Origin of the sequence: Pseudomonas sp. GGS8, from assembly GCF_024168645.1 — a bacterium.
Classification (GTDB): Bacteria; Pseudomonadota; Gammaproteobacteria; order Pseudomonadales; family Pseudomonadaceae; genus Aquipseudomonas.
This window is the reverse complement of record NZ_JALJWF010000001.1, coordinates 3,850,392-3,871,348: the sequence shown is the minus strand read 5'-3', so window position 1 is coordinate 3,871,348 and position 20,957 is coordinate 3,850,392. Positions and strand designations below refer to the sequence as shown.

The 20,957-nt window shown below is 53.5% G+C and carries 21 protein-coding genes and 1 pseudogene; 11 read left to right on the top strand and 11 right to left on the bottom strand.

Annotated features, from left to right (window positions below):
• Nucleotides 1-516: 516 nt before the first annotated feature.
• The 5 genes from J3D54_RS17610 to J3D54_RS17590 all read right to left on the bottom strand — a co-directional run bounded on the left by J3D54_RS17610 (nt 517) and on the right by J3D54_RS17590 (nt 6,619).
• Entirely contained in the window at nt 517-1,782 is a 1,266-nt protein-coding gene (locus J3D54_RS17610) for a dihydrolipoyllysine-residue acetyltransferase (RefSeq protein WP_253420696.1), read from the bottom strand.
• A gap of 39 nt (nt 1,783-1,821) precedes the next feature.
• Nucleotides 1,822-4,521: an alpha-ketoglutarate dehydrogenase gene (mdeB, locus tag J3D54_RS17605; RefSeq protein ID WP_253420694.1), complete on the bottom strand. Its 2,700-nt coding sequence runs from the start codon at nt 4,519-4,521 to the stop codon at nt 1,822-1,824.
• The gene (locus J3D54_RS17600) at nt 4,518-4,940 is read right to left on the bottom strand and encodes a hypothetical protein (RefSeq protein WP_253420691.1); all 423 of its coding nucleotides are present in this window, start codon (nt 4,938-4,940) and stop codon (nt 4,518-4,520) included. The genes mdeB and J3D54_RS17600 overlap by 4 nt, the downstream gene beginning before the upstream one ends.
• 60 nt (nt 4,941-5,000) lie before the next feature.
• Entirely contained in the window at nt 5,001-5,465 is a 465-nt protein-coding gene (locus J3D54_RS17595; RefSeq protein WP_217857987.1) for a transketolase, read from the bottom strand.
• Between the two features lie 137 nt (nt 5,466-5,602).
• Nucleotides 5,603-6,619 (bottom strand): 1-aminocyclopropane-1-carboxylate deaminase, encoded by a 1,017-nt coding sequence (locus tag J3D54_RS17590; RefSeq protein ID WP_024077475.1) that lies wholly within the window; start codon nt 6,617-6,619, stop codon nt 5,603-5,605.
• A gap of 200 nt (nt 6,620-6,819) precedes the next feature.
• On the opposite strand from J3D54_RS17590, the gene J3D54_RS17585 reads away from it, so the two are divergent.
• Nucleotides 6,820-7,329 (top strand): Lrp/AsnC family transcriptional regulator, encoded by a 510-nt coding sequence (locus J3D54_RS17585; protein ID WP_217857988.1) that lies wholly within the window; start codon nt 6,820-6,822, stop codon nt 7,327-7,329.
• A 405-nt stretch (nt 7,330-7,734) separates the two neighbouring features.
• Here the strand turns inward: J3D54_RS17585 and J3D54_RS17580 are convergent, their stop codons facing one another.
• The 4 genes from J3D54_RS17580 to J3D54_RS17565 are packed head-to-tail and all read right to left on the bottom strand — an operon-like array spanning nt 7,735 to nt 10,765.
• On the bottom strand, nt 7,735-8,049 hold the full coding sequence (locus J3D54_RS17580) for a hypothetical protein (protein WP_217857989.1): 315 nt from the start codon (nt 8,047-8,049) through the stop codon (nt 7,735-7,737).
• Nucleotides 8,046-9,026, bottom strand: a complete 981-nt coding sequence (locus J3D54_RS17575; protein ID WP_253420688.1) for an integrase domain-containing protein — start codon at nt 9,024-9,026, stop codon at nt 8,046-8,048. The genes J3D54_RS17580 and J3D54_RS17575 overlap by 4 nt, the downstream gene beginning before the upstream one ends.
• Nucleotides 9,010-9,372, bottom strand: a complete 363-nt coding sequence (locus J3D54_RS17570) for a hypothetical protein (RefSeq protein WP_253420686.1) — start codon at nt 9,370-9,372, stop codon at nt 9,010-9,012. The genes J3D54_RS17575 and J3D54_RS17570 overlap by 17 nt, the downstream gene beginning before the upstream one ends.
• A complete protein-coding gene (locus tag J3D54_RS17565) occupies nt 9,359-10,765 on the bottom strand; it encodes a YfjI family protein (RefSeq protein WP_253420683.1) in 1,407 nt (468 codons plus the stop codon). Before J3D54_RS17565 ends, J3D54_RS17570 begins: the two co-directional genes overlap by 14 nt.
• 1,334 nt (nt 10,766-12,099) lie before the next feature.
• Here J3D54_RS17565 and J3D54_RS17560 point away from each other — a divergent pair.
• The 6 genes and pseudogenes from J3D54_RS17560 to J3D54_RS17535 form a co-directional block, all read left to right on the top strand.
• Nucleotides 12,100-12,213: pseudogene (locus J3D54_RS17560) on the top strand (IS3 family transposase); the annotation flags it as partial.
• Between the two features lie 465 nt (nt 12,214-12,678).
• Nucleotides 12,679-13,314 (top strand): LysE family translocator, encoded by a 636-nt coding sequence (locus J3D54_RS17555; protein WP_253420680.1) that lies wholly within the window; start codon nt 12,679-12,681, stop codon nt 13,312-13,314.
• Between the two features lie 13 nt (nt 13,315-13,327).
• The gene (locus J3D54_RS17550) at nt 13,328-14,095 is read left to right on the top strand and encodes a 2OG-Fe dioxygenase family protein (RefSeq protein ID WP_217857994.1); all 768 of its coding nucleotides are present in this window, start codon (nt 13,328-13,330) and stop codon (nt 14,093-14,095) included.
• Complete coding sequence (locus J3D54_RS17545) at nt 14,088-15,035, top strand: diiron oxygenase (RefSeq protein ID WP_217857995.1); 948 nt, start codon at nt 14,088-14,090, stop codon at nt 15,033-15,035. The genes J3D54_RS17550 and J3D54_RS17545 overlap by 8 nt, the downstream gene beginning before the upstream one ends.
• Nucleotides 15,022-15,300 carry a 2Fe-2S iron-sulfur cluster binding domain-containing protein gene (locus J3D54_RS17540; RefSeq protein ID WP_253420677.1) on the top strand — a complete coding sequence of 93 codons (279 nt, stop codon included), beginning with the start codon at nt 15,022-15,024 and terminating at the stop codon, nt 15,298-15,300. Before J3D54_RS17545 ends, J3D54_RS17540 begins: the two co-directional genes overlap by 14 nt.
• Nucleotides 15,297-15,785, top strand: a complete 489-nt coding sequence (locus tag J3D54_RS17535) for a GNAT family N-acetyltransferase (protein WP_217857997.1) — start codon at nt 15,297-15,299, stop codon at nt 15,783-15,785. Before J3D54_RS17540 ends, J3D54_RS17535 begins: the two co-directional genes overlap by 4 nt.
• A gap of 587 nt (nt 15,786-16,372) precedes the next feature.
• Here J3D54_RS17535 and J3D54_RS17530 read toward each other — a convergent pair.
• Nucleotides 16,373-16,597, bottom strand: coding sequence for a hypothetical protein (locus tag J3D54_RS17530; RefSeq protein ID WP_217857998.1), 225 nt, complete (start codon nt 16,595-16,597; stop codon nt 16,373-16,375).
• A 583-nt stretch (nt 16,598-17,180) separates the two neighbouring features.
• On the opposite strand from J3D54_RS17530, the gene J3D54_RS17525 reads away from it, so the two are divergent.
• Nucleotides 17,181-18,620, top strand: coding sequence for a PLP-dependent aminotransferase family protein (locus J3D54_RS17525; protein ID WP_253420674.1), 1,440 nt, complete (start codon nt 17,181-17,183; stop codon nt 18,618-18,620).
• Nucleotides 18,621-19,001: 381 nt separating this feature from the next.
• Here the strand turns inward: J3D54_RS17525 and J3D54_RS17520 are convergent, their stop codons facing one another.
• Nucleotides 19,002-19,460, bottom strand: coding sequence for an Lrp/AsnC family transcriptional regulator (locus J3D54_RS17520; RefSeq protein WP_217858000.1), 459 nt, complete (start codon nt 19,458-19,460; stop codon nt 19,002-19,004).
• Between the two features lie 55 nt (nt 19,461-19,515).
• Between J3D54_RS17520 and J3D54_RS17515 the strand changes: the two genes are divergently transcribed.
• The 3 genes from J3D54_RS17515 to J3D54_RS17505 are packed head-to-tail and all read left to right on the top strand — an operon-like array spanning nt 19,516 to nt 20,951.
• A complete protein-coding gene (locus J3D54_RS17515; protein ID WP_367399611.1) occupies nt 19,516-20,205 on the top strand; it encodes an RBBP9/YdeN family alpha/beta hydrolase in 690 nt (229 codons plus the stop codon).
• Entirely contained in the window at nt 20,202-20,543 is a 342-nt protein-coding gene (locus J3D54_RS17510) for an alpha/beta fold hydrolase (RefSeq protein WP_253420671.1), read from the top strand. The genes J3D54_RS17515 and J3D54_RS17510 overlap by 4 nt, the downstream gene beginning before the upstream one ends.
• 18 nt (nt 20,544-20,561) lie before the next feature.
• The gene (locus tag J3D54_RS17505; protein ID WP_253420668.1) at nt 20,562-20,951 is read left to right on the top strand and encodes an alpha/beta fold hydrolase; all 390 of its coding nucleotides are present in this window, start codon (nt 20,562-20,564) and stop codon (nt 20,949-20,951) included.
• Nucleotides 20,952-20,957: the final 6 nt, after the last annotated feature.

Genomic DNA, 20,957 nt, shown 5'->3' with positions numbered 1-20,957 from the left:
CGCTCAAGCCTGGAGGCGTAACGTATCGCCAGCATAAGAATCCATCGGGACCTTGCGCACCATGCTTCTGCGTATGCAACGCGTCCTGGATGCGTGCAACAGCCTACTGACCCAACGGGGGACACCGCGCCGAATACCGTGTGGCCAATGCACTGACGGCACTGTTTGTCACCCGAGGCCAGAACACGGCGTTCGTCACGGTATCCTTCAAGAATGCCTGCACACCCTCGACTTGCCGGGGAAGTTTCCGTCGCCGCCGCCACGCCGATGAGTTTACCCACGTCCACACCACACCGGGGCGTGACCAAAGCGCAACGGTAACATCATCCCAATTGATGGAGACATGAGGATGATCCGCCACATTCTGATTTGCGGTCGCGGGAAAACATCCACCAATTTATCCGTACCTTCCAGATGATGAGCATCGCAACAGGGGGTGATTTACAGCGCCTCGTAGATCAACGCGATGACAAACGAAAAATCTATAAACGGCTCAACCAAACCGTCACTTTCAGACTACAAAACAAGCCTGCGGTAATCCGCCAGCACACTGCCCAGATAGGCATTGAAACGCCCGGCGGCGGCGCCATCGATCACGCGATGATCCCAGCTCAGGCTCAATGGCAGAATGTTCCGCGTGACCACTTGCCCATCTTCCATCGCCAGTCTTTCCCTGCTTTTACCCACCCCCAATATGGCGACCTCGGGCGCATTGATGATCGGCGTGAAATAGGTCCCGCCAATCCCGCCCAACGATGAGATGGAAAAGCAGCCGCCACTCATATCGCTAACGCTCAACTTACCTGCACGAGCCTTCTCAGCAAGCGCTGACATTTCCCGCGCAATCGCCAGCACGCCTTTCTGGTCTACATCCTTGATCACAGGAACGACCAACCCCTGCGGCGTATCGGCGGCAAACCCGATATGGAAGTAACGCTTAAACACCAGTTCGTCGCCATTGAGGCTGGCATTGAACTCCGGAAACTTTTTCAGCGCCGCCGCACAGGCTTTCATCAACAAGGCCAGCAACGTGATCTTTATTCCGCCTTGTGCTTTTTCCTGGTTCATCTGCACACGGAACTGTTCCAGCAATGTGATATCCGCATCGTCATGATTGGTAACGTGAGGAATCATCACCCAATTGCGGTGTAAGTTAGCGCCACTGATTGTCTTGATCCGGGACAGCGCCTTGCTTTCCACCGGCCCATATTTGGCGAAATCAACCACCGGCCAAGGTAATAAACCACCCAACGGCTGAGCATTGGCCGCCGGCGCCTGGGCGGTCAGAGCCCCTTTTACATGGGCCAGGACATCATCCTTAGTGATGCGATGACGCGCTCCCGTGCCCTGAATGGCCTTGAGTGAAACACCCAGTTCCCGAGAGAACTTACGCACCGAGGGCGATGCCAGCGGCAAGTCCGTTAGTGAACCATTGGTTTCAGTTGGCGATGGTGTCGCAACGACCCGCTCGGGTTCGGCGCAGGTTGCAACAGCTTCGGCTACAGGTGCGATATCCGGTTGTGGAAGCACTGACAATGGCCGATCAATCTCGATAAAGGCAATCGACGATCCTTCGCTGACCTTGTCATCCAGCTTGACCGCCAATGATTGCAACACGCCCGCTTGCGGCGAAGGAATCTCCATGGACGCCTTGTCGGTCTCGACGATGATCAGGGGCTGCCCTTCGACTACCGCATTGCCCGCCTTGACCAGGATTTCAATGACACCGACATCCTTGGCATCGCCGATGTCGGGCATTCGAACTTCATGCACATTCTTCATAACCGTTTCCTAAAAATTCGATTCTGTCTGAAGCCGGTTTCAAGCGTCCCAAGGGACTACTGCGTCAACGTCAATGGCGTAGCGCTCAATCGCCTCGGCACAGACACTGGCGTCCAGATGCCCCTCATGCACCAGTGCAGTCAGTGCGCTCAAGACGACCTGATGGCGGTCCACTTCGAAGAACCTGCGCAGCTGGTTGCGGGTATCACTGCGACCAAAGCCGTCGGTGCCGAGCACGGTGTAACGGGCATCGAGATAACTGGCGATCAACTGGGGCAAGGCGCGCACGTAATCGGTGCAGGCAATGATCGGCGCCGTGTCGTTGAGCGACTCCTGAACATGACTGTGCCGAGCGGTTTGTCCGGGGTGCAGGCGGTTCCAGCGTTCCACTTCCCGGGCATCCCGGGCCAGCTCGGTGAAGCTGGTGACGCTCCAGACTTCGCTGTCGATGTTCCAGTCGCGGGCCAACAACTCGGCCGCCGCGATCACCTCCCGCAGGATCGTGCCGGAGCCCAACAGCTGAACGCTGCCGCTCGCGTCTTCGACTTCATGTCGGGCGAACAGGTACATGCCCTTGATAATCGCCTGCTCGACACCTTCGGGAAGATTCGGCTGCGGGTAGTTCTCGTTCATCAACGTGACGTAGTAAAACTCGTCGACCTGACGCTCCAGCATCTGGCGCATGCCGTGGTCCAGAATCACCGCAAACTCACTGGCGAACGCCGGGTCGTAGGCACGGCAATTGGGCACCATCGACGCCATCAAATGGCTGTTGCCGTCCTGGTGTTGCAAACCTTCGCCGCCCAGGGTCGTGCGCCCCGCGGTGGCGCCGAGCAGGAACCCGCGAGCACGCTGATCTGCCGCTGCCCAGATCAGGTCGCCGATGCGCTGGAAGCCGAACATCGAGTAATAGATGTAGAACGGCAACATCGGCAGGCCATGCACCGAGTAGCTGGTCGCGGCAGCCACCCAGGAGCTGATGGCGCCGGCCTCGCTGATGCCCTCTTCGAGAATCTGCCCGTCCAGGGCTTCTCGATAACTCAGGATAGAACCAATGTCCTCCGGCTCATAACGCTGCCCCACGCTGGAGTAGATGCCGATCTGCTTGAACAGGCTGGCCATGCCGAAGGTACGCGCTTCATCCGCCACGATCGGCACGATGCGCGGCCCCAGTTGCTTGTCCCGCAGCAAACCGCTGAGCATCCGCACGAAGGCCATGGTGGTGGACATTTCCTTGCCTTCGGCGGTGATGGCAAACCCGGCGTAGCTGTTGACGTCAGGCACAACCAACGACGCCGAAGTGGTGGGCCGCGACGGCATGTACCCGCCCAACGCCCGGCGACGTTCGTGCAGGTAACGCATTTCCGCGCTGTCGGTAGCAGGTTTGAAGAAGCTCAGCGAGGTCGCCTGTTCATCGGTCAGCGGCAAATTGAAGCGGTTGCGGAAGGCGATCAAGGCGTCCTTGTCGAGTTTCTTCTGCTGGTGCACGGTCATCTTGCCCTGCCCGGCGTCGCCCATGCCGAAGCCTTTCTTGGTTTGCGCCAGAATCACCGTAGGCTTCTTGCCCTCGAGCATTGCGCTTTGATACGCGGCAAAGATTTTCACCAGGTCATGACCACCGCGTTTGAGGCGGTCGATCTGCTCGTCGGTCAGGCCTTGAGCCAAATGCGCCAGGGCTTCGTTCTGGCCAAAGAAATGCTCACGGTTGAAGCGCCCATCCTTGGCCGCGAACGTCTGGAACTGGCCATCGACCGTTGCCGACAATGCCCGGACCAGCGCGCCGTCTTTATCCCGGGCAAACAATCCGTCCCAGTCGGAGCCCCAGACCAGTTTGATGACGTTCCAGCCGGCCCCGCCGAACAGCGCCTCCAGCTCATCGATGATGCGACCGTTGCCACGCACCGGACCGTCCAGGCGCTGAAGGTTGCAGTTGACCACCCACACCAGATTATCCAGCCCTTCACGCGCCGCCAGGGTCAGCGCCGACATGCTTTCCGGCTCATCCATTTCACCGTCGCCAAACACCCCCCAGACGGTCCGCCCCGAGGTATTTTGCAGGCCGCGGTGCTCCAGGTAACGCATGAAACGCGCCTGGTAGATCGAGCTGATCGGACCGATGCCCATCGAGCCCGTCGGGAACTGCCAGAAGTCCGGCATCAACCACGGGTGCGGGTAACTCGACAAACCCCGGGCGCCATTGGCGCGCGCGCCGATCTCTTGCCGATAATGTTGCAGATCCTGCTCCTCGAGGCGCCCTTCCAGAAAGGCCCGCGCATAAACGCCCGGTGCCGAGTGCGGCTGGTAAAACACCAGATCACCGCCGCGAGTGTCGGTGCGCGCCTTGAAAAAATGGTTGAAGCCCACTTCAAACAAATCGGCGGCGCTGGCGTAACTGGCGATGTGGCCGCCCAGTTCCCCATAGGCCTGGTTGGCTCTGGCGACCATGACCAGCGCGTTCCAGCGCATGATCGAAGCCAGTCGCTCTTCCAGCGCCAGGTCGCCCGGAAACACCGGCTGCTGCTCGACGCTGATCGTATTGATATAGGGCGTGCCGTGGCTGGGCCGCCAACCGATCTCGGAAGTGCTGGCCACGGCCACCAGCATGTCGAGGATCTGTTTTGCCCGGACCGTGCCGCCGTGGGCAATGACGGACAGCAACGCCTCCCGCCACTCGGCCATTTCCTGTGCATCTTCAGCTGTCTGGCCCGGCAATTGGGTCTGGATATCGGACGGGCTCATGAGCAACTCCTGCAGGTGTCGGATAACACTTCAAGGTGGTGCGAACGGTTCACTCGGGCGAGGCTTTTCACCTGTTCTACTGCCGCAATGACCGAACGTTCGGCCGCCCCGTCTGAAGCAATCGGGTAGATGCAGGGCTGACCAATGGAAAGGTCGTGCAATAAACGCTCATCCAGTTCACCGAGCACGACAAAACAGTAGTCACCCTTGGCCACTCGCACTTCAGCGAGCTGGCCAGGCATCGTGTTCACAGCATCGACATGGATCAGTGCCACATTGTCAAAACAGCTGAAACCCTGATGGATCAAGTCAATATGATCGCTATCAAGCCCGCACGCGATGACCACGATACGTGTGCAATTTGAAGGCTCGCGCATCCACTTCAGGGCGTTGGTATGACAGTCGGCAGCTTGGCTCATAGGCGTTGCCTTTGTTGTTTGGAGTGGTTGATTCAACAGGCGAATTGGCGAGGACACTGGCTAAATGACGCCGCGCGCCTGCAGCACGCTTTTCGCCAGACGGCGGGTCGCCGAAAGCACTTGTTCTACCTGTTGATCCATCGCTGCGGTGGATGAGGCTATCGTTCCCAGTTCGACGACGCGCAACGGGTGACCGCGCACGGACCCCAGCCAGGTCAAGCCGGGAACCGTGCCGACTTCGACATCCAGTAAAAAACTGCCGTGGGAGACGGAGCGCAACAGGTGGCTGGCATAACACGCGTAGCCCCCAGCAGATTGCTCCGGGCTAGACCCGACCCGCAACCAGTCGACCATCAACTCCTCGGATTGCTTGACGGCTAGATAAGCCACCTGGTCCCAGTCATCTATCGCCACGTGCAGCTTGTCGATCATGTATTTGGGCAACGCGGCGCTGGTCACGATGACCACTCCGGCATCCGCCGAAGGCTCCTTGATCCAGACTGCGGATTGCGATATCGCATGCATGGTGGTACTCCCGGCAGTTTGGTAGGAGCAGCTTGCTCCGGGCGGTGATCCGACGATGTGGCCGTGACATTCAACATTGATGCCGACTAACCCACCGCTTCGTGAGCAAGCTCGCGCCTACAGGTTATTGGCGTTAATCAGCCGTTGCGGAACAGGAAACTGTAGGCGTTCAGCGCAGGTGCCCCGCCCAGGTGTGCGTAAAGCACTTTCGAGCCTTCGGGGAACTCGCCACGGCGGACCATTTCGATCATCCCGTGCATGGATTTGCCTTCATACACTGGGTCGGTCAACACACCTTCAAGGCTACCGCACAGACGAATGGCTTCCAGCGTACCTTCGTTGGGCAAACCATATTCCGGGTAGGCGAAGCGTGTATCGAGCACCACGTCGTCTTCGGTGATCTCACGACCCAGTTCCACCAGCTCAGCGGTGTGCCGGGCGATACGCAGGATCTGTGCCTTGGTTTTCTCGGGCTTGGCCGAGGCATCAATGCCGATAACGTTCTTCGAACGGCCGTCCGCGGCGAAACCGACGACCATGCCGGCCTGGGTACTGCCGGTGACGGAGCAGACCACGATGTAATCGAACTTGAACCCCAGTTGTTTTTCCTGCTCCCGCACTTCCTCGGCAAAGCCGACGAACCCGAGCCCGCCGTAGGGATGTTCGGAACAACCCGCCGGTATCGGGAACGGCTTGCCACCCCGTTCCACCACGTCGTTCATGGCCTTCTCCCAGCTGGGCCGAATACCGATGTCGAACCCTGCAGCGTCCAGTCGTACGTCCGCACCCATGATGCGGGACATCTCGATATTGCCGACCCGGTCATACACGGCGTCGGAGTAGTTCACCCAATTTTCCTGCACCAGCACACACTTCATGCCGAGGTGGGCAGCGACGGCGGCGACCTGCCGGGTCTGGTTCGACTGGATCCCGCCGATGGAGACCAGGGTGTCGCAGCCCTGTTCGAGTGCCTCGGGAATCAGGTATTCGAGCTTGCGCGTCTTGTTGCCGCCGAAGGCCAGGCCACTGTTGCAGTCTTCACGTTTGGCATACAACTCGACCTTGCCGCCCAGGTGTTCGCTGAGGCGTTTCAAGGGCGTGATCGGAGAAGGACCGAAGGTCAGCGGATAACGTTTAAAACGATTCAGGTTCATGACTCTGCTCCTTGTTTATTGGATATCCAAGCGCCAGACCGAAAGGCAAAAAGGCTGCGTTCCAGGTTCTTTCAGAGGGGCTCCGACGAGTTCAATATTAAGAACAAAGCTGAAAATATGTGTTGCAAGTTTCAATCCATTAAAGAAACATAAATCATCGATCACTACTTAAAACATATTTTTATTGTGTAGAAACCAATATGAGCGCAACAAATAATCACAAGAAACCCGGCACTTCAGGTGCGGAGCCGCACCCGCTGGACCGGACCGACCGCGCCATTCTCAAGACCCTGCAGCGAGACGCCTCTATCTCCAATGTGGCGCTCGCCGAGAAGGTGAAACTGAGCGCGCCGGCCTGCCTGCGACGAGTCGAACGCCTCAAGCAGGCGGGCCTGATCAAGGGCATTGTCGCGTTGCTGGACAATCAAGCGCTCGATGCAGGGATGGTGGTGTTGATCGGCGTGGTACTGGACCGCTCGACGCCGGAATCCTTCGCAGCCTTCGAAGCCGCGGCGCAAAAGGTGTCCGGCTGCATGGAATGCCATGTGGTGACGGGGGAATTCGACTACTTCATGTTGATACGAACCAAGGACAGCAACAGTTTCAACCGGCTCCACGCGGAGCAATTGCTTTACCTGCCCGGGGTTCGCCAGATTCGCTCGTTCATGGGGTTGCGCCAGGTCTTGTCGACAACCCACATCCCCCTATGAGGCTCAATTTAGCCCGATGTCAGGTTGTATCGACCCGCTGCCCGAGCAACTCAAGGACTGGATGAATCCCCTCGTGAGAGCGTTGTTTCTATAACCTGCATCCTATGTAAACCTTGATGGAGCCCATTTCAGCGTTTCGAGACAAAAGTAGGCGACAACCTTCCAGACCGTAAAAATACAAAATCAGTAACGCCTCTAGCGTCACCATCGGCGGTGTCAGTCCCGAGGGGCTTTTATGCGGATCAATCGCGAGATTGCTAGGTACCGACCGTATTTTCATGGCTGATTAGCACTCCTACCGCCCCGCTTATAATTCCTTACAAACAGCGATCTCCTACCCCTCAACCCAACGAAGCACTTCCGTAGAGGGCCCTGGGAGAGTCAGCTTGAAGCAGAGTATTTGGCTTATTTACCGTTATGGTTTGGGGAGCGCTTATCCATATTGAGCTGATAGTCAGCTGAACGGCCTTCACATCTTCGACGAATCAACCCTGCTGTTAATTCGTAGTAGTAAACAGTCGCTGGCGCAGAGCAACGCAGACAGTGCTCTAAAAACCATCTGGTGTGCTTTTCCTTCCAGGACCAGGGCGTTGCGCAACTCCAGCGCTCACGAATTACCTCTTGCATCCTTTCTGCTTGCCTGATGTGCCGCTGCCGCGTGGCATGCGCACCTTTGAGCACCGGACTCAGAAACAACGCCATATCGAACTCGGCTTTCATCGACGACCTCCGACGTAGGCACTCACCACGTCGATGCGGTTATGCCCCAACTCGTGGCTGATCTGCTGGCGTGCACGCTGATCGAGTGCTCGATCCTCTCGATGACCACGACCGCCATTGATGGGCGCGGAGAAGCCGGTCAGTTGTTCATAGCGCTCACAGGCGTAAGCCGCCCGCAGCTCATGAAAGCCTTTTAATCCATGCTCATGCAGGAGGTCCCGCGCCGGTCGCACGACTGTCTGCATGAAGTCTTTGTAGCTTTCGTCGGGCGCCAACAAATTCCGACTGCCACTGGGTGAGACCTCACTGGCTCTATCCAGGGCGCCACGAACTTGATCCGTGACCGCAATCCAACGCGGTGCCGATGTACCTGATCGACCGCCCTTGGTGCCTTCCTGGATGTTGATCTTGCCCAGTCGTTGAGCCTCTCGTTGCAGCCGTGGCAGGTCCGCCAAGATCGCTTCACGCAGGCGCATGCCGGTCTCCCGAGCTAAGAGCACAATGGCACTCACCCTCGATTGCTGTCGCTCTGACAGCGTTTGCGCAATCAGTCTGACTTGCACACGGTCTTGGCCTTGCGGTGCCTCACTACGCACGCTTGAACGCTGTAGGCCTAGCGCCTTGCTCGGACTGGGGATTTTGACGTACTGATCACCGCGCAGCGCGGCCATCGTTCGGTTCACGCTGGACAGGCGGTTTTGCGCGGTGGCGATGCCGACGTTGCCCTGATCAACCTGCTCACGCACATAAGTGGCGTAGCGCATGAGGATGTCACGGTCGATCTGTCGCGCGTCATTGAGTCCTGGTCCTTTATCGGATCGACACCATTGCACGAATGCCTGCCAGCGATCGCTATGGGCTTTGACGGTCGCAAAATGACCGCCACCAAACAGATCTTTCAGGGCTTGCGGTCCGGCATAGCTGAGCTGGCGACCGAAGCCGAAATTGCGCCCCGCTCGATTACCGACCCGAGCCATTTTTCTGGTCCTGATCGACCGCGGCGAGATCACGCAAAAGGGCTCGCCAGTGCGCACTCACGATCGCGAACTGGGCCCAATCAGTCGGGCGAAAACACAGCGTGTTGTCGGTGACGTAGAGATGCGCGCCCTCCTCTTTCAACCATTGGATGATGGCTGTCGTCGAGGTGATCGTTTTTCGGAGGGTGGCGACATCGGCGACAGCGGCGACAGCGGCGACAACCCTTGCCTTGTCTGCCTTTGAACGTGGCGACAAAGTGGCGACACTCGCGGCGACAAACCGCGCTTTCGGCTCCTTTTGGCGCTGAGCCAGATGGTTACGCAGCGCTTCATCAAGATTGAACATGGCGCACCTCGAAGGTTTGACCATCGGTGATCAACCACTGATGATCAATCAACTCCACCAGCAACTGGGCGGCATGACGGCTGCTCTTGCGGGCAAAGCGGGGACCGTTGCGATTCAGCTCCCGAATACTGAAGCGCTTCCACTCCTTGACCTGCAGCCAGCGCAGCAGGCGGTCCGCCTCCTCCTTAACCCTGCACACCGGTTCCTGCTCGGTCAGGCGTTGGATCTCGGTGAGGTAGTAACCGACTAAAGCAGAGGCGCGTTGGATATGATCGACCTCCACGACGCTGCTCTCCTCCACAACTGCCAGGATGCCGGCGACGCGCAGCAGGTTGTCGGCGGCCTTCGATCCGCTAGGCCGCACGCTGGCCAACTCGCCAAACTCACCCAACTCAGCTTCAATGGCATCATGCAGATCAATCCAACGACGCCGGGCCAACGGACTGAGGGTCAGCGGTGATAGCTGCAGAGCACCGTCAGATGTAAGTGACCACGGCTGATCAAACAGCGCCGAAAGACGGTGGTGATAGCGCTTTAGGGCGGCGTCTTTGGACAAGTCGACAGCCTGATAGCTACGTTGTCCGGCCAGGCTGGTGGGCCAGGTCATGAGGCAGCGACCGAGAATGCCTTGCCCCTGCAGCAACGGGTCACTGAGTAACTGCATGGCTAGATACGGTTGCAGCATCAGGTGCAGGCTTAAGCGTCGATCGTAAGCTCGCAAGCTTTCACCCACCATGGACCGCGCGCGATCTATCGGACTGCCGTCCCAGAGTGACGACAAGGTCGTAACCGCTTTCAAACGGTTATCTCGACTCATGGTGCTGCTACCGAGGAATTGTCCCCCCTCGTCACAGAACAGGCCCATGCTCGGCAAGTCATGGCAGAGTCCCTTGATCAGGGCCTCGATAGTCGGATCCGTGGTGATCAGCCTAGGTGCAGAGGGCTCCGCTTCAAGCGGTACGCCGTTTGTGGGGTCGGGATCGCCAGGGTTGATACGCTGCGCCTGTCGCTGCGCGACACGGTACCGGGCGAGTTGTTCACGGTAGCGCTGCCACTGCTCACGCTCCCATTGCCGTGCTGGCAGCAATGCAAAACGATCTGCCGCGGTCTTGCGATCACCTGACGCGGCCACTGTAATCAGGAACAGCGACAGGGGGTAATTTCGTCCATCGAGTTGCAAGCCCGCATGACCTTGAGTGGCCAGCGCCGAGGCAGCCAAGACCGATTGTGCGGCCAGTGCCTGGGGCACGCCGATGACCTCGGCCATGCGCTCAACCGCAGGCCCAAGAATTCCACCCAGTGCCTGGACCGGATAAGGCTCGGCCACGGGGTTTGACTCAATCAGCGGTCGAGGCGGTCGTGGTAGTTCAAGCTTCGGATCTAACTGCTGCATGGGCCCTCTCCTCGGTAATTGCTGGTTGTCCTCACGTAGTCCCGCCACGGCTGTTGAGTGTTATCAGGGATCAAGGCCCCTGCGGCCTGTGAGGTGTTCACTGACGTGGAACGCACGGCTCCATACGACCGGGAGCGAGGGCATGACCCCATGAACCTGACCTCCTTGACGTATCCAAAGACACGGGCGGGTGGAGGCTGTGCCGACTGACGAGTTCGGCACCTGGAGATCCTGAGTGGGAGAAGGCAACAACATCGACACCTGGGGCATGCCTGACTGTCAGTCAGGTGCAGCCTTTCCTTAGGCTGCGGCACCGGTGCCTGTGTTATTGCGGATGGCGACGAATCGGATTTGTCAGGCCGATTGTCACGAGGAGAGTTGCGGCAATGCCTTGTACGACGTGGCTTGCAGCAGTGGTACGAGCGCCCGTCTCTTTCAAGGAGAAAGAGACGGGCGCGGATTGGCGCAGCGAAGTGTGCCGAGAGGTGAGGTTGCTGCAGTGCAGCGAGGAAGGTCCATCGTCTGCCGCAGTGGGCAGATCGGTCGAGTAGGCATCCATCACTCTTGGGGAGTGACCGTGCGAGCCGCCGGACGCTAATCGCACTTCGGAAGAACCACCACACAAGTGGCGTAGCCTTAAAGGTTCTGGCTACCTGGGCTGGTGCTGTCAACGACAGCGATCCGTGCGCCAATTTTTATACCCGCTCGAAAAGGTGGTCAAGCATCCCGGCCAAAGCGAGCAAAAAGTGGCGACTGTCGCCACTTTTGTCGCCATGCTCCAGACCACGTTCTACATGCGTTGTCGCCGCTGTCGCCGCTGTCGCCATCTATAGCCATATCCCTAAGACAAGCTCGGCTCTGACGTCGAAACTGCATTGCACTCGATAGAGATCGAGGGCAATTACTGACGGGGAAAGGAAAGCGTGGTGCTAATCAGATAATGAAATGAGACGGTGGATAGCGGTGGCTTCGAGAAAAAACGAGTGAACCCTCCGACCGGCGCGATCAAAGATCGCTAGATCGGAGGTTTTGGCGGGAAAAGCAAAGTCTCAAACGTCAATTACAGACTCAGGCATCAAGGCTGGTTGATTGGGAGGTGACGGCTTCACGCCGCATGATCAGCGTCTGCTGCAACCGCAGCAGAAAACCTGCTTCAAATGCTTCCTGGGGATCACCTGGACCGGTCAAGTCGATGTAAGTGGCCCTCTCACTTGGCTCGCTCACCTGGCATTAAACCGCCTTCAGTTACCGCGGGTCACCCGACCTACTGGCTCGTGTCGATTGAGGCCTCAAACCGCAGGTACAGTAGTCGTATCGCGGACTGGCTGAACGACCTTGATGAGCTTCATGCAGGCATCGACCAGTACATCCCGTATTACAATCACTCGCGTATCAGACTGACGCTAAACGGCATGAGTCCTGTTGAATACAGAAATCAGGCAGCTTAGGTACAGGCATGTAATCGTCCAGCTTTGTGGGGTCAGTTCACTCGTGGAGTGTAGTTACGCCTGGCGACTCATGCACCACGACTGCCTACACAAAGTCAGCGAGTCCTAGGTTTGTTTTGTAGAGGCCTGTCTGCTGGCGCGATCGATAACAACATAGTTATCTACACCCACTTAGGTCATTTCCACGCGTCACCGACCTCATCCTTACCCATTTGCAAGCCACGCTTCCTGCACCTCAAGGGCCACGCTATCTATCTGGCTCTTTTGAAGAATGGCATACGGATCCTGGTACAGATTTCCAAAAAAAACACCATACAGATGACTTGTTGATCGACTGTGTGTGGAAAAAGTTAACAGCCTGAATCTTAGTTATGCGATTAATTAGGCGAAAAATATAACTTTAGAAAATCATTATTGGTCACGGATAGAACTCCAAAGACTATCCAACTAGAAGAGGGCTAGCCTATGACCACCTATGCGTGGCTGTCGTTCATCTTGATTACTATGGTACAGGCAGGATCTCCTGGGCCATCCACAGTGTTTTTAGTTAACAACTCCATCAAATACGGGCCACTCAAAGCAATTGGAGTACTCTCAGGAGATGTGCTTGCGATATTAATCATGGGCTTAATATCATCATTGGGTATAGCGACTTTTTTTGAAAACCACCCAACCATGTTCAACACATTAAAACTCGCCGGCGCCGTATACCTTATTTATCTAGGAGTCGGAGCCTTCAAGAAAAGCATGACAACTACTGGAACTGTAAGATCATGTGAGTCGAATCCAAAGACACCTTCTCTGTGGCGACAATGGTCTCAGTCATTTTTTATTGGGATAAGTAACCCAAAGGCGCTCGTCTATTTTGCTGCACTTTTACCCCAGTTTGAGAAGTCAGGCACTCCAGATCTGCATTTTTTTGCTTTTCTCGTGATGTTAAGTGCACTGATAAAGTTCTCCGTTCTTTCCTGTTATGCCGTAATAGCAATCAGGATAGCCTCGAAAATAACATCGCCATCCGCTAGCAGGATCGGTTCCAAAATAGTAGCTGTATTTTTTGTTTTTTTTGGAGCGGCGCTAGGGCTTTCCACAATCCATTGAAGGATAAGTAAGCATGAAGCATGAAAATTTATCGGCCGAACTTTTAATCGGAACACAAAGCTCCTCAGAACGCATACAGACGCAACTTAAAAAACCGGGCTACTGGGTAGGAAATTATTTTAATTATTTCATCACTTTGGCCCACCGATCTGACGATTGGAAAAAAATTCTCGAAACATGGGATGGCCTGCCACCGGATGAATTTATGGCTGACGGTGGAAAGTACAGAAGACGCAGATTTTCCGAGCTTCAATACGATGTTCAAAACGACGAGATTAGTATATTACCTCACCAGCCTTTCTTTCAGGACAAGTACAATAACACTTTGAATGGGGGGCGCGACAGACACTTCGAACCTATCACCCCTTATGTTGCCACGCACCCTTTTTTAAAACGTATGATTAGGGATTATGTCGCCATATTTAGCCGATATAAAAATGTATCTAGCTGGAAGATTTATTTGCATCAGGTCAGGATTACTTCGTCGAAGGATATACCTGGGTTCCCCACACCAGAAGGGATTCATAAAGATGGAGTTACCTTCTCAAGTCTATTCTGTGTCAACCGTACTGAAAACTGTGCAGGTGCAGAAAACTCTATCTATGACAACGACAAGGAGTTGATTGAGACTTTTACCTTGAAACGATTTGGAGACTTGGTGCTTTTTGATGACTCCAAGATTTACCACAGCGTAAGCAGGATGAATTCTTCGAACGACCAAGCCGCATCAAGAGATATGCTTTTTCTAGAATTTACTGCGCAAGGGGATGAGAATGTCTAGTCATAGTAGTCTAAATATTGAAGCTAGAGATTACTCAAAAGAGGTTATTAACAGAATAAGCCTTGGTTGGTCGACAGAATCAGAGGTGGTGAATTCGGGCCGAATTACACGCTTGTCATTTATTACCGACGCTCCGGATTTTATAGAGGAGATGATTCCATTTTCAATGTTCGATGAATGGGGAGAACTCGAAAATCAAGAAAAGAACGACTTGCTTTCCGCCGGTTGGATAATCTACCAGAGCAATACGATTTTTATCGAAACTGACTTGGTCACTCCGGCATGCATAGAGATCATTCGCTCGCGACAGGACAATCTTGTTGGCCCTGAGATGGCCCGTTCGATGGCAGAAGCTATGACAGACGAGGGATATCATACTCTTTTAGCTATTCTCACGTGCGATGCTGTACGAGTTAATAGAAAGCTCTCATTATTCCCTAAAGACTTCCATCTTGTTAAAACAATGAACAATTACATAAGCAGTCTCGATTCGGAATGGAAAAGGAGAGTTGCACGAATCGCTACCGCCTGCTGCACAGAGAATCATATTACCGACTACTTGGATCTTCTGGCGCAAGCATCGTCTATTCAGCCAATGTTCCTGACTGCAGTTAACGCTCACGCAAAAGATGAGTGGAATCACGGATCACAATTTTCCGTGCTGGCTCGTGATATCTATTGGTCACTTTCAGGTGACGGTAAAAAAGTTTTTAAAGATACTGTCGAGCTAGTCGCTAATAACTTCTTCAGAGCAGACCTTGAAGCATGGCTAGCCGTATTTGATCAACTAGACCGTAAGTCTTTAGATAAATTGCGTAAAAAAATCAAAACCAATGCCATTGACCTTCAAAAGGATGTGGAATTTACAAATAACAACAGGGGACTAATGAAGCTTTACGAAAATCTCGACTGGGACTGGACGAAATATGAGCAAAGATAATTTCACCCTTACATTTTCTGGTAGCCGTGAGCCTGTTGCCCAATCAGCTTATGCCCTAGTTGATGCGTGCGAAAAATTAGGGATTATTCGCACCAGGTGTCGACAAGGTAAATGCGGCGCATGCCAGATAAGAATAATATCTGGCGACTATGAAGAAATCGCCCCAATGTTGGCCCTTACTGAAAAGGAAATAAGAAACAACGCCATCCTGCCTTGCGTACTGGTTCCGCTATCTGACATAGAAGTTGAGGCATGGTACAAATGACAGGAAAAATTTATCTAAAGAATGATAAGTTCTTAATTCGCAGCGCAAAATTAGACGACGCAGTTGCAATAAGAAAGATGGTTTTTAGAACCTTTGTGGAGTATGGAATTGCTGCAGACCCTGACGAAGACGATCGAGACATCATGTCCTTTGGACAACCCAAGGACAATGTAGTTGAGATGGTAACCGTGTTCGGGGATTTACCAGTAGGCTCAGCTATATTAACCTCAAATGGTGACAGTAGAGTCAAGCTAACCAAGCTTTATCTGGATAGGAATTTTAGGGGGTTCGGTGCAGGTCGAGCTATGCTGGACACCGCTGTAGCAACTGCAAAATCAATGGGATATGATGAAATATTCCTCAAAACCAGAGCTTTGTACAAGGAAGCTGTCGAACTTTACGAGTCTACTGGCTGGGCAAGGGGAGCTGACCAACCAGGCCCTGGGCCCGATCGCATGTACTATATAATTTTTCCAAAATCGTGATTAAAAAAGGATTTTATATATTTAAACAGGCCGAGACTGGCCTGTTTTTTTAGTATGCACCAACAAAACCATCTATCCCTTTTAGCCTGGTAGCACCAGATAATTAATTACCCAACCCACCAACTAAAAATCTTACGTAAGAATTTCACGATATCTTGATCAATCCTTCATAGGACATCGTGAAGGAGTCGGTTATTTCACACAACCTACATATCATGTATAATCATCACCCTATAATTTTTTAGGCGCATACTAAAAGGCTTCCCGAGCTCCCGATAAACAAACTAGAATTACGATTTTATATTATAAAATCAGGTGCAAGTCTGCTCGCTTTCGAACCGTGTACACCATCACGAATCCTGACCATTAAAACCGGGAGTTCGCTTTCTTCACTAATCTCTACCCACATTGCCAACGGTTAGCCATGACTGGGCACCTCGCTGATCTGCTGCTTGATCTCAGTAACCAGCACATCCAACGGCGGTCTACTGCCCGCTCGTTGGGTACCGTTAATTGCGAGTGCGCTGCACCGAGATATTTGCTGACCAGCTTCACTATCCCCCTGGTAAAAAGGGTGAGTGCGCAATTCATTTTCGCGATCGGGCGATCTCAACGGCGGCGTCTTTGAGAATTTCCGCGCCCATAGTTTTCTTGCCCAGCATGTGTTGCAGTTCGCGGGTTTTCTTGCGCACATTGCTCAACTCAGAGACTAGCACCACCGCTTCGCCAGCACTGGCTGCCGTCTTGGTACAGCTTGTTGATCTGTTGCATCGGGCGACCACGGACACGTTCTTGCCAGGCTCCAGGCTCACGCAAACCACGGCCTGCTTTGCTCGACGATCCTGCGACGTGGATTTCTACACTCTTATCTTTGCTATTAGTTATAAACACCGTCGTTTTCCTATCCCTTGTGGTGAGGGAGGAAACGGTGTCCTGTCTCTCATGGGGCTCGTTCAACAAGGAAACTTGACACCTCACCGATAGCAGTGAGGAGAGTTTTCATAGACTACTACCGGTTGCATAGTGGGTTCACTACGACCACAAAAAATCCGGTGGACAATGGCAGGTGGAGCTACCAAATTCTACGAGCTTCATCAGACAGTCAGATCAGCTTTTCCGTGTCGCATCATGGCTTGTACTATACCGATTCGAGTCACGAATCGCGGTGTAAACATTTGATGAGGGCACTTACGCTAGAGCGTCGAAGCCGCTGAGTATCCTGTCATGCATGCCCCCCACCAGAGCGCTTGCCACAGATGGTGACTGTAGACGACTATGAACCCTTGCCGCCGTGACAATGTTCCCCAGATAGGTCACGGTAAATACAATCTCTATCTGGTTGATGAAGTGCTCACGCCTGTATGGTGAGGGGAGCGGCGCTCTATGGAGGGATCAGTGGCAAAGTATTCAGATTTGGCCGATTTACTGCGTAGCAGGATTGAAAGGGGGCTTTACCGAGAAGGACAACGACTACCATCTTTGCGGATATTGAGTACAGAACACGGCGTTAGCTTAGGGACAGTCCAGCAGGCTTATCGAGTTTTGGAGGAGGAAGGATTAGCATCGCCCTTACCGAAATCGGGCCATTTTGTGAATAAAAAGCAGAACCTCTATCTGCTGCCAACGATGCACGAGATTGAAAAACACCCCATCGATATACTGGAATGGGATGAAATCTATAAAGTTACTGCCAGCACACCTGACGAAGATGTATTGCAGCTTGGCAGAGGCATGCCGAGTGTTGAGACATCCACGCTACAGCACTTAATGAGAAGCTTAAGTTACGAGGCAAAGAGATGGCAGAAGGATGGACTCAACTATGAGAATATCAAAGGAAACTTCGATTTAAGAACACAAATAAGCCGATTGATCATTGACTCTGGATGTCAGGTCGACCCTGATGAAATTATCATCACCGCCGGTTGCCAAGAAGCTTTAATGTGTTCTGTCCGATCTATTTGCAACCAGGACGATATCGTAGTAGTCGAGTCACCCTGCTTTCATGGTGCGATTCAAATACTTAAAGGATGTGGCGTAAAAGTCATCGAAGTTCCAACCGACCCACTAACGGGAATAGACCTCGAATCACTAGAATTGATTGCTGAAAAATGGACTATCCGAGCCGTATTGGTGAATCCAAACTGCAACAACCCTTTAGGATATGTAATGCCGGATGACCGCAAGGAAATCCTGGTAAATCTATCGAAAAAATTTGGATTTTACATCGTAGAAGATGATACCTATGGCGACCTAATATTCCGATACCCTCGACCCAAAGCAATAAAGTCACAGGATACAGAAGGTAGGATTATTCTTTGCGGCTCATTTTCCAAAACATTGGCACCCGGGTTAAGGGTCGGCTGGATAGTTCCCGGTCGCATCTACGAAAAAGTTTTGCATACAAAGTACATTAGCTCCGGTGCAACAGCAACAGCAAATCAAAGGGCTATCGCTGAATTCATGGAAAAGGGATATTACCAGATCCATCTTCGTCGAATGCGTGCACATTATAAATCCAACAGAGACATCATGATGCTCTGGATATCAAAGTACCTTAATGCTCGAGTCAGGGTTAGTAGACCTGAAGGTGGTTACTTTCTTTGGATCGAGCTTCCTAAGGGCGTTTCAGCATATGAGTTAAGTGACAAACTAATACAAAATAAGATACAGATCGCAACGGGGAAAATTTTCTCCTCCTCAGGAAAATATGAAAACTGTATTCGCATAAATTATGGCGGGATACTAGATAATCGTGTCGAAACAGCGGTAAAAATGATAGGGAAATTAGTTTTAGATCTAAATATATCAGAACTCGTCCGCTCAGGTGTTGGCTAGGAGGAAGAGTTTAATAAAATTGATCGAACCGCAATTTCCAAAAAACTTTGGTAGATGCCCAGCCTATCAGCCGGAGATTGCGTATTCATCTGATGCAAGACTGGTTTTGTAGTGGTCTAATCTGAGGCGACCATCCGCAGAAGGAAAAATTTTTAGCATAGCCACTCTCTATATGCCCGCGAGGTCTACCAGGTGCTAAGGGACTGCCTCTCGCTGTCACAGCATTGCACGACATCAAAGATCATCGTTACAGTGACTTACTCGCAGATATAGGCAACGGTATTGGCCTCACTCGGACACCAGCCGCGAATACTGATGATGTGTTAGGTACTCCTGTACTGGAAGGCGGTAAGCGGTAAGCGGTAAGCGTCTGGCAAGCAGTTAATTGTCTGGGCCACTTCTCGGACGTACAGGTACCTGTTTGCGCACAGCATTGGACAGAACCAACGAAGTTGTGACCGAACCATGGACAGCCAGCGCATCGACTATAATCTCCAAATCAGCGGGCTGAGAAAACGCGCAACGGACTATGAAGCAGTCCTCCCCCGTAATCCTGTCAGCCTCTAGCACCTCTGGTATGTCGTTAAACAACTCCAGATAGCGCTTGATGTGCTGGTGAGTTGTGCGAATGCGCAGGATCGCCTGCAATCCCAGCCCTACCTCACGCAAACTTACCCGCGCGCCGTAACCCTCTATGACACCCGCAGCTTCGAGTTTCTGGACCCGTTCGCTCATAGCCGGTTGCGAAAGCCCAATACACTTGCCCAAGGATGCCAGGCTTTGCCGTGCATTCTTTTGCAGTGCCTCCAGAATCTGCCAATCTTTGCTGTCCAGCCCCATGCTTTTCCTCTGCTGAATAATCCGATGAATCATCGGTTGATGGTGCTTCTTTCGGATGATTTGCCATCCAAGGTTGATGTGTCATTCGCTACATTCTGCGGACACCCCTTCCGAGAAACAAGAAATGACACCTTCGATATTGCTCCTCCCGGGTATTGGCAATTCCGGGCCAGGTCACTGGCAAACGATATGGGCACACACCGACGCATCCATGGAGAGCATTGGGGGGCAAGACTGGAATCGACCGGTTTGCGCAAGATGGGTCGAGAATCTGGAGGTCGCGATTAGCCGAGCTGGGCCCGACACGGTGTTGGTAGCCCACAGCCTTGGCTGCCTGCAAGTCGCCCACTGGGCGCAATGTAGCCGCACATCGGTCAGGGCCGCTTTGCTGGTTGCCGTACCAGACCCCGACCGCTCCAGTTTTCCGAACGAGGCGCTAGGGTTTAGTCCGCTTGGGCTGAAGCGTTTTGCATTTCCAAGTACGGTTGTCGCAAGCTCCAACGACCCGTATGCAGATATGGATTACAGCCGGCGATGTGCATATGCCTGGGGCAGCCGCCTGGTGAATATTGGGCCCCAAGGGCACATTAATTCGGCCAGCGGACTTGGTGATTGGCTTCAGGGGAGAGCGTTGCTGGAAGATCTCGTCGCAATGTCTGTGAGACCCGTCCCAGATGTTCGCTCAACCGTTCACGACGCTAAAGAAAAGAACTCACTTCATTGTTCGCAAGGAAAAGCCAAATGAATAACGCATCCAACACCCCTGTGGTATTCATCAACGGCCTTATCGGTACGTTGAATGATCCTGAGATCCATAGACAGCTCGGTGATCGACCCTTCCTTGCCCCTGACCTTTACGGCTATGGAAAACACCAGGGCACACCTATGGGGAAAATCAATATTCAGGGACAGGTCGAACGAATACGCGAGGTGGTCAAAGCCGAGTTCAATGAATGTGCAGTGAGTCTTGTTGGGCATTCGGTCGGTGGAGTGGTGGCCTATGCATTCGCCCACCGCTACCCAGAGTGCGTGAAGAGCCTTGTCAGTGTTGAAGGTAACTTCACCCTGAAGGATGCCTTCTAGTCATCGTCCGTCGCGAACATGTCAGTAGAGCAAGCAGAAACCATGCTGGAGGGATTTCGAGCCGATCCCGAGGCCTGGCTGGAGCGATCCGGAATACTGGAGCCCGCTGGCAAAACAGAAACCGCGAAGACCTGGCTTGCCCACCAACCTGCTTCAACCTTGCAAGCGATGGCCCAATCGGTAGTGGCGGTCACGGGGCGCCCTGACTATCAAACAACCTTAAGGAGCGTGTTTGCTTCGATACCGGTGCATTTGTTGGCGGGTGAGCACTCAGTCGAAGGTTGGGATATTCCTGACTGGGCAAATAAGAAGGCTACGAGTCTCACCATCATGCCGGACGTTGGACACCTAATGATGTTGCAACATCCCGCTGCGTTCGGTCGACTGGTTGCGGACCTATTAGCCTGAGTGAGA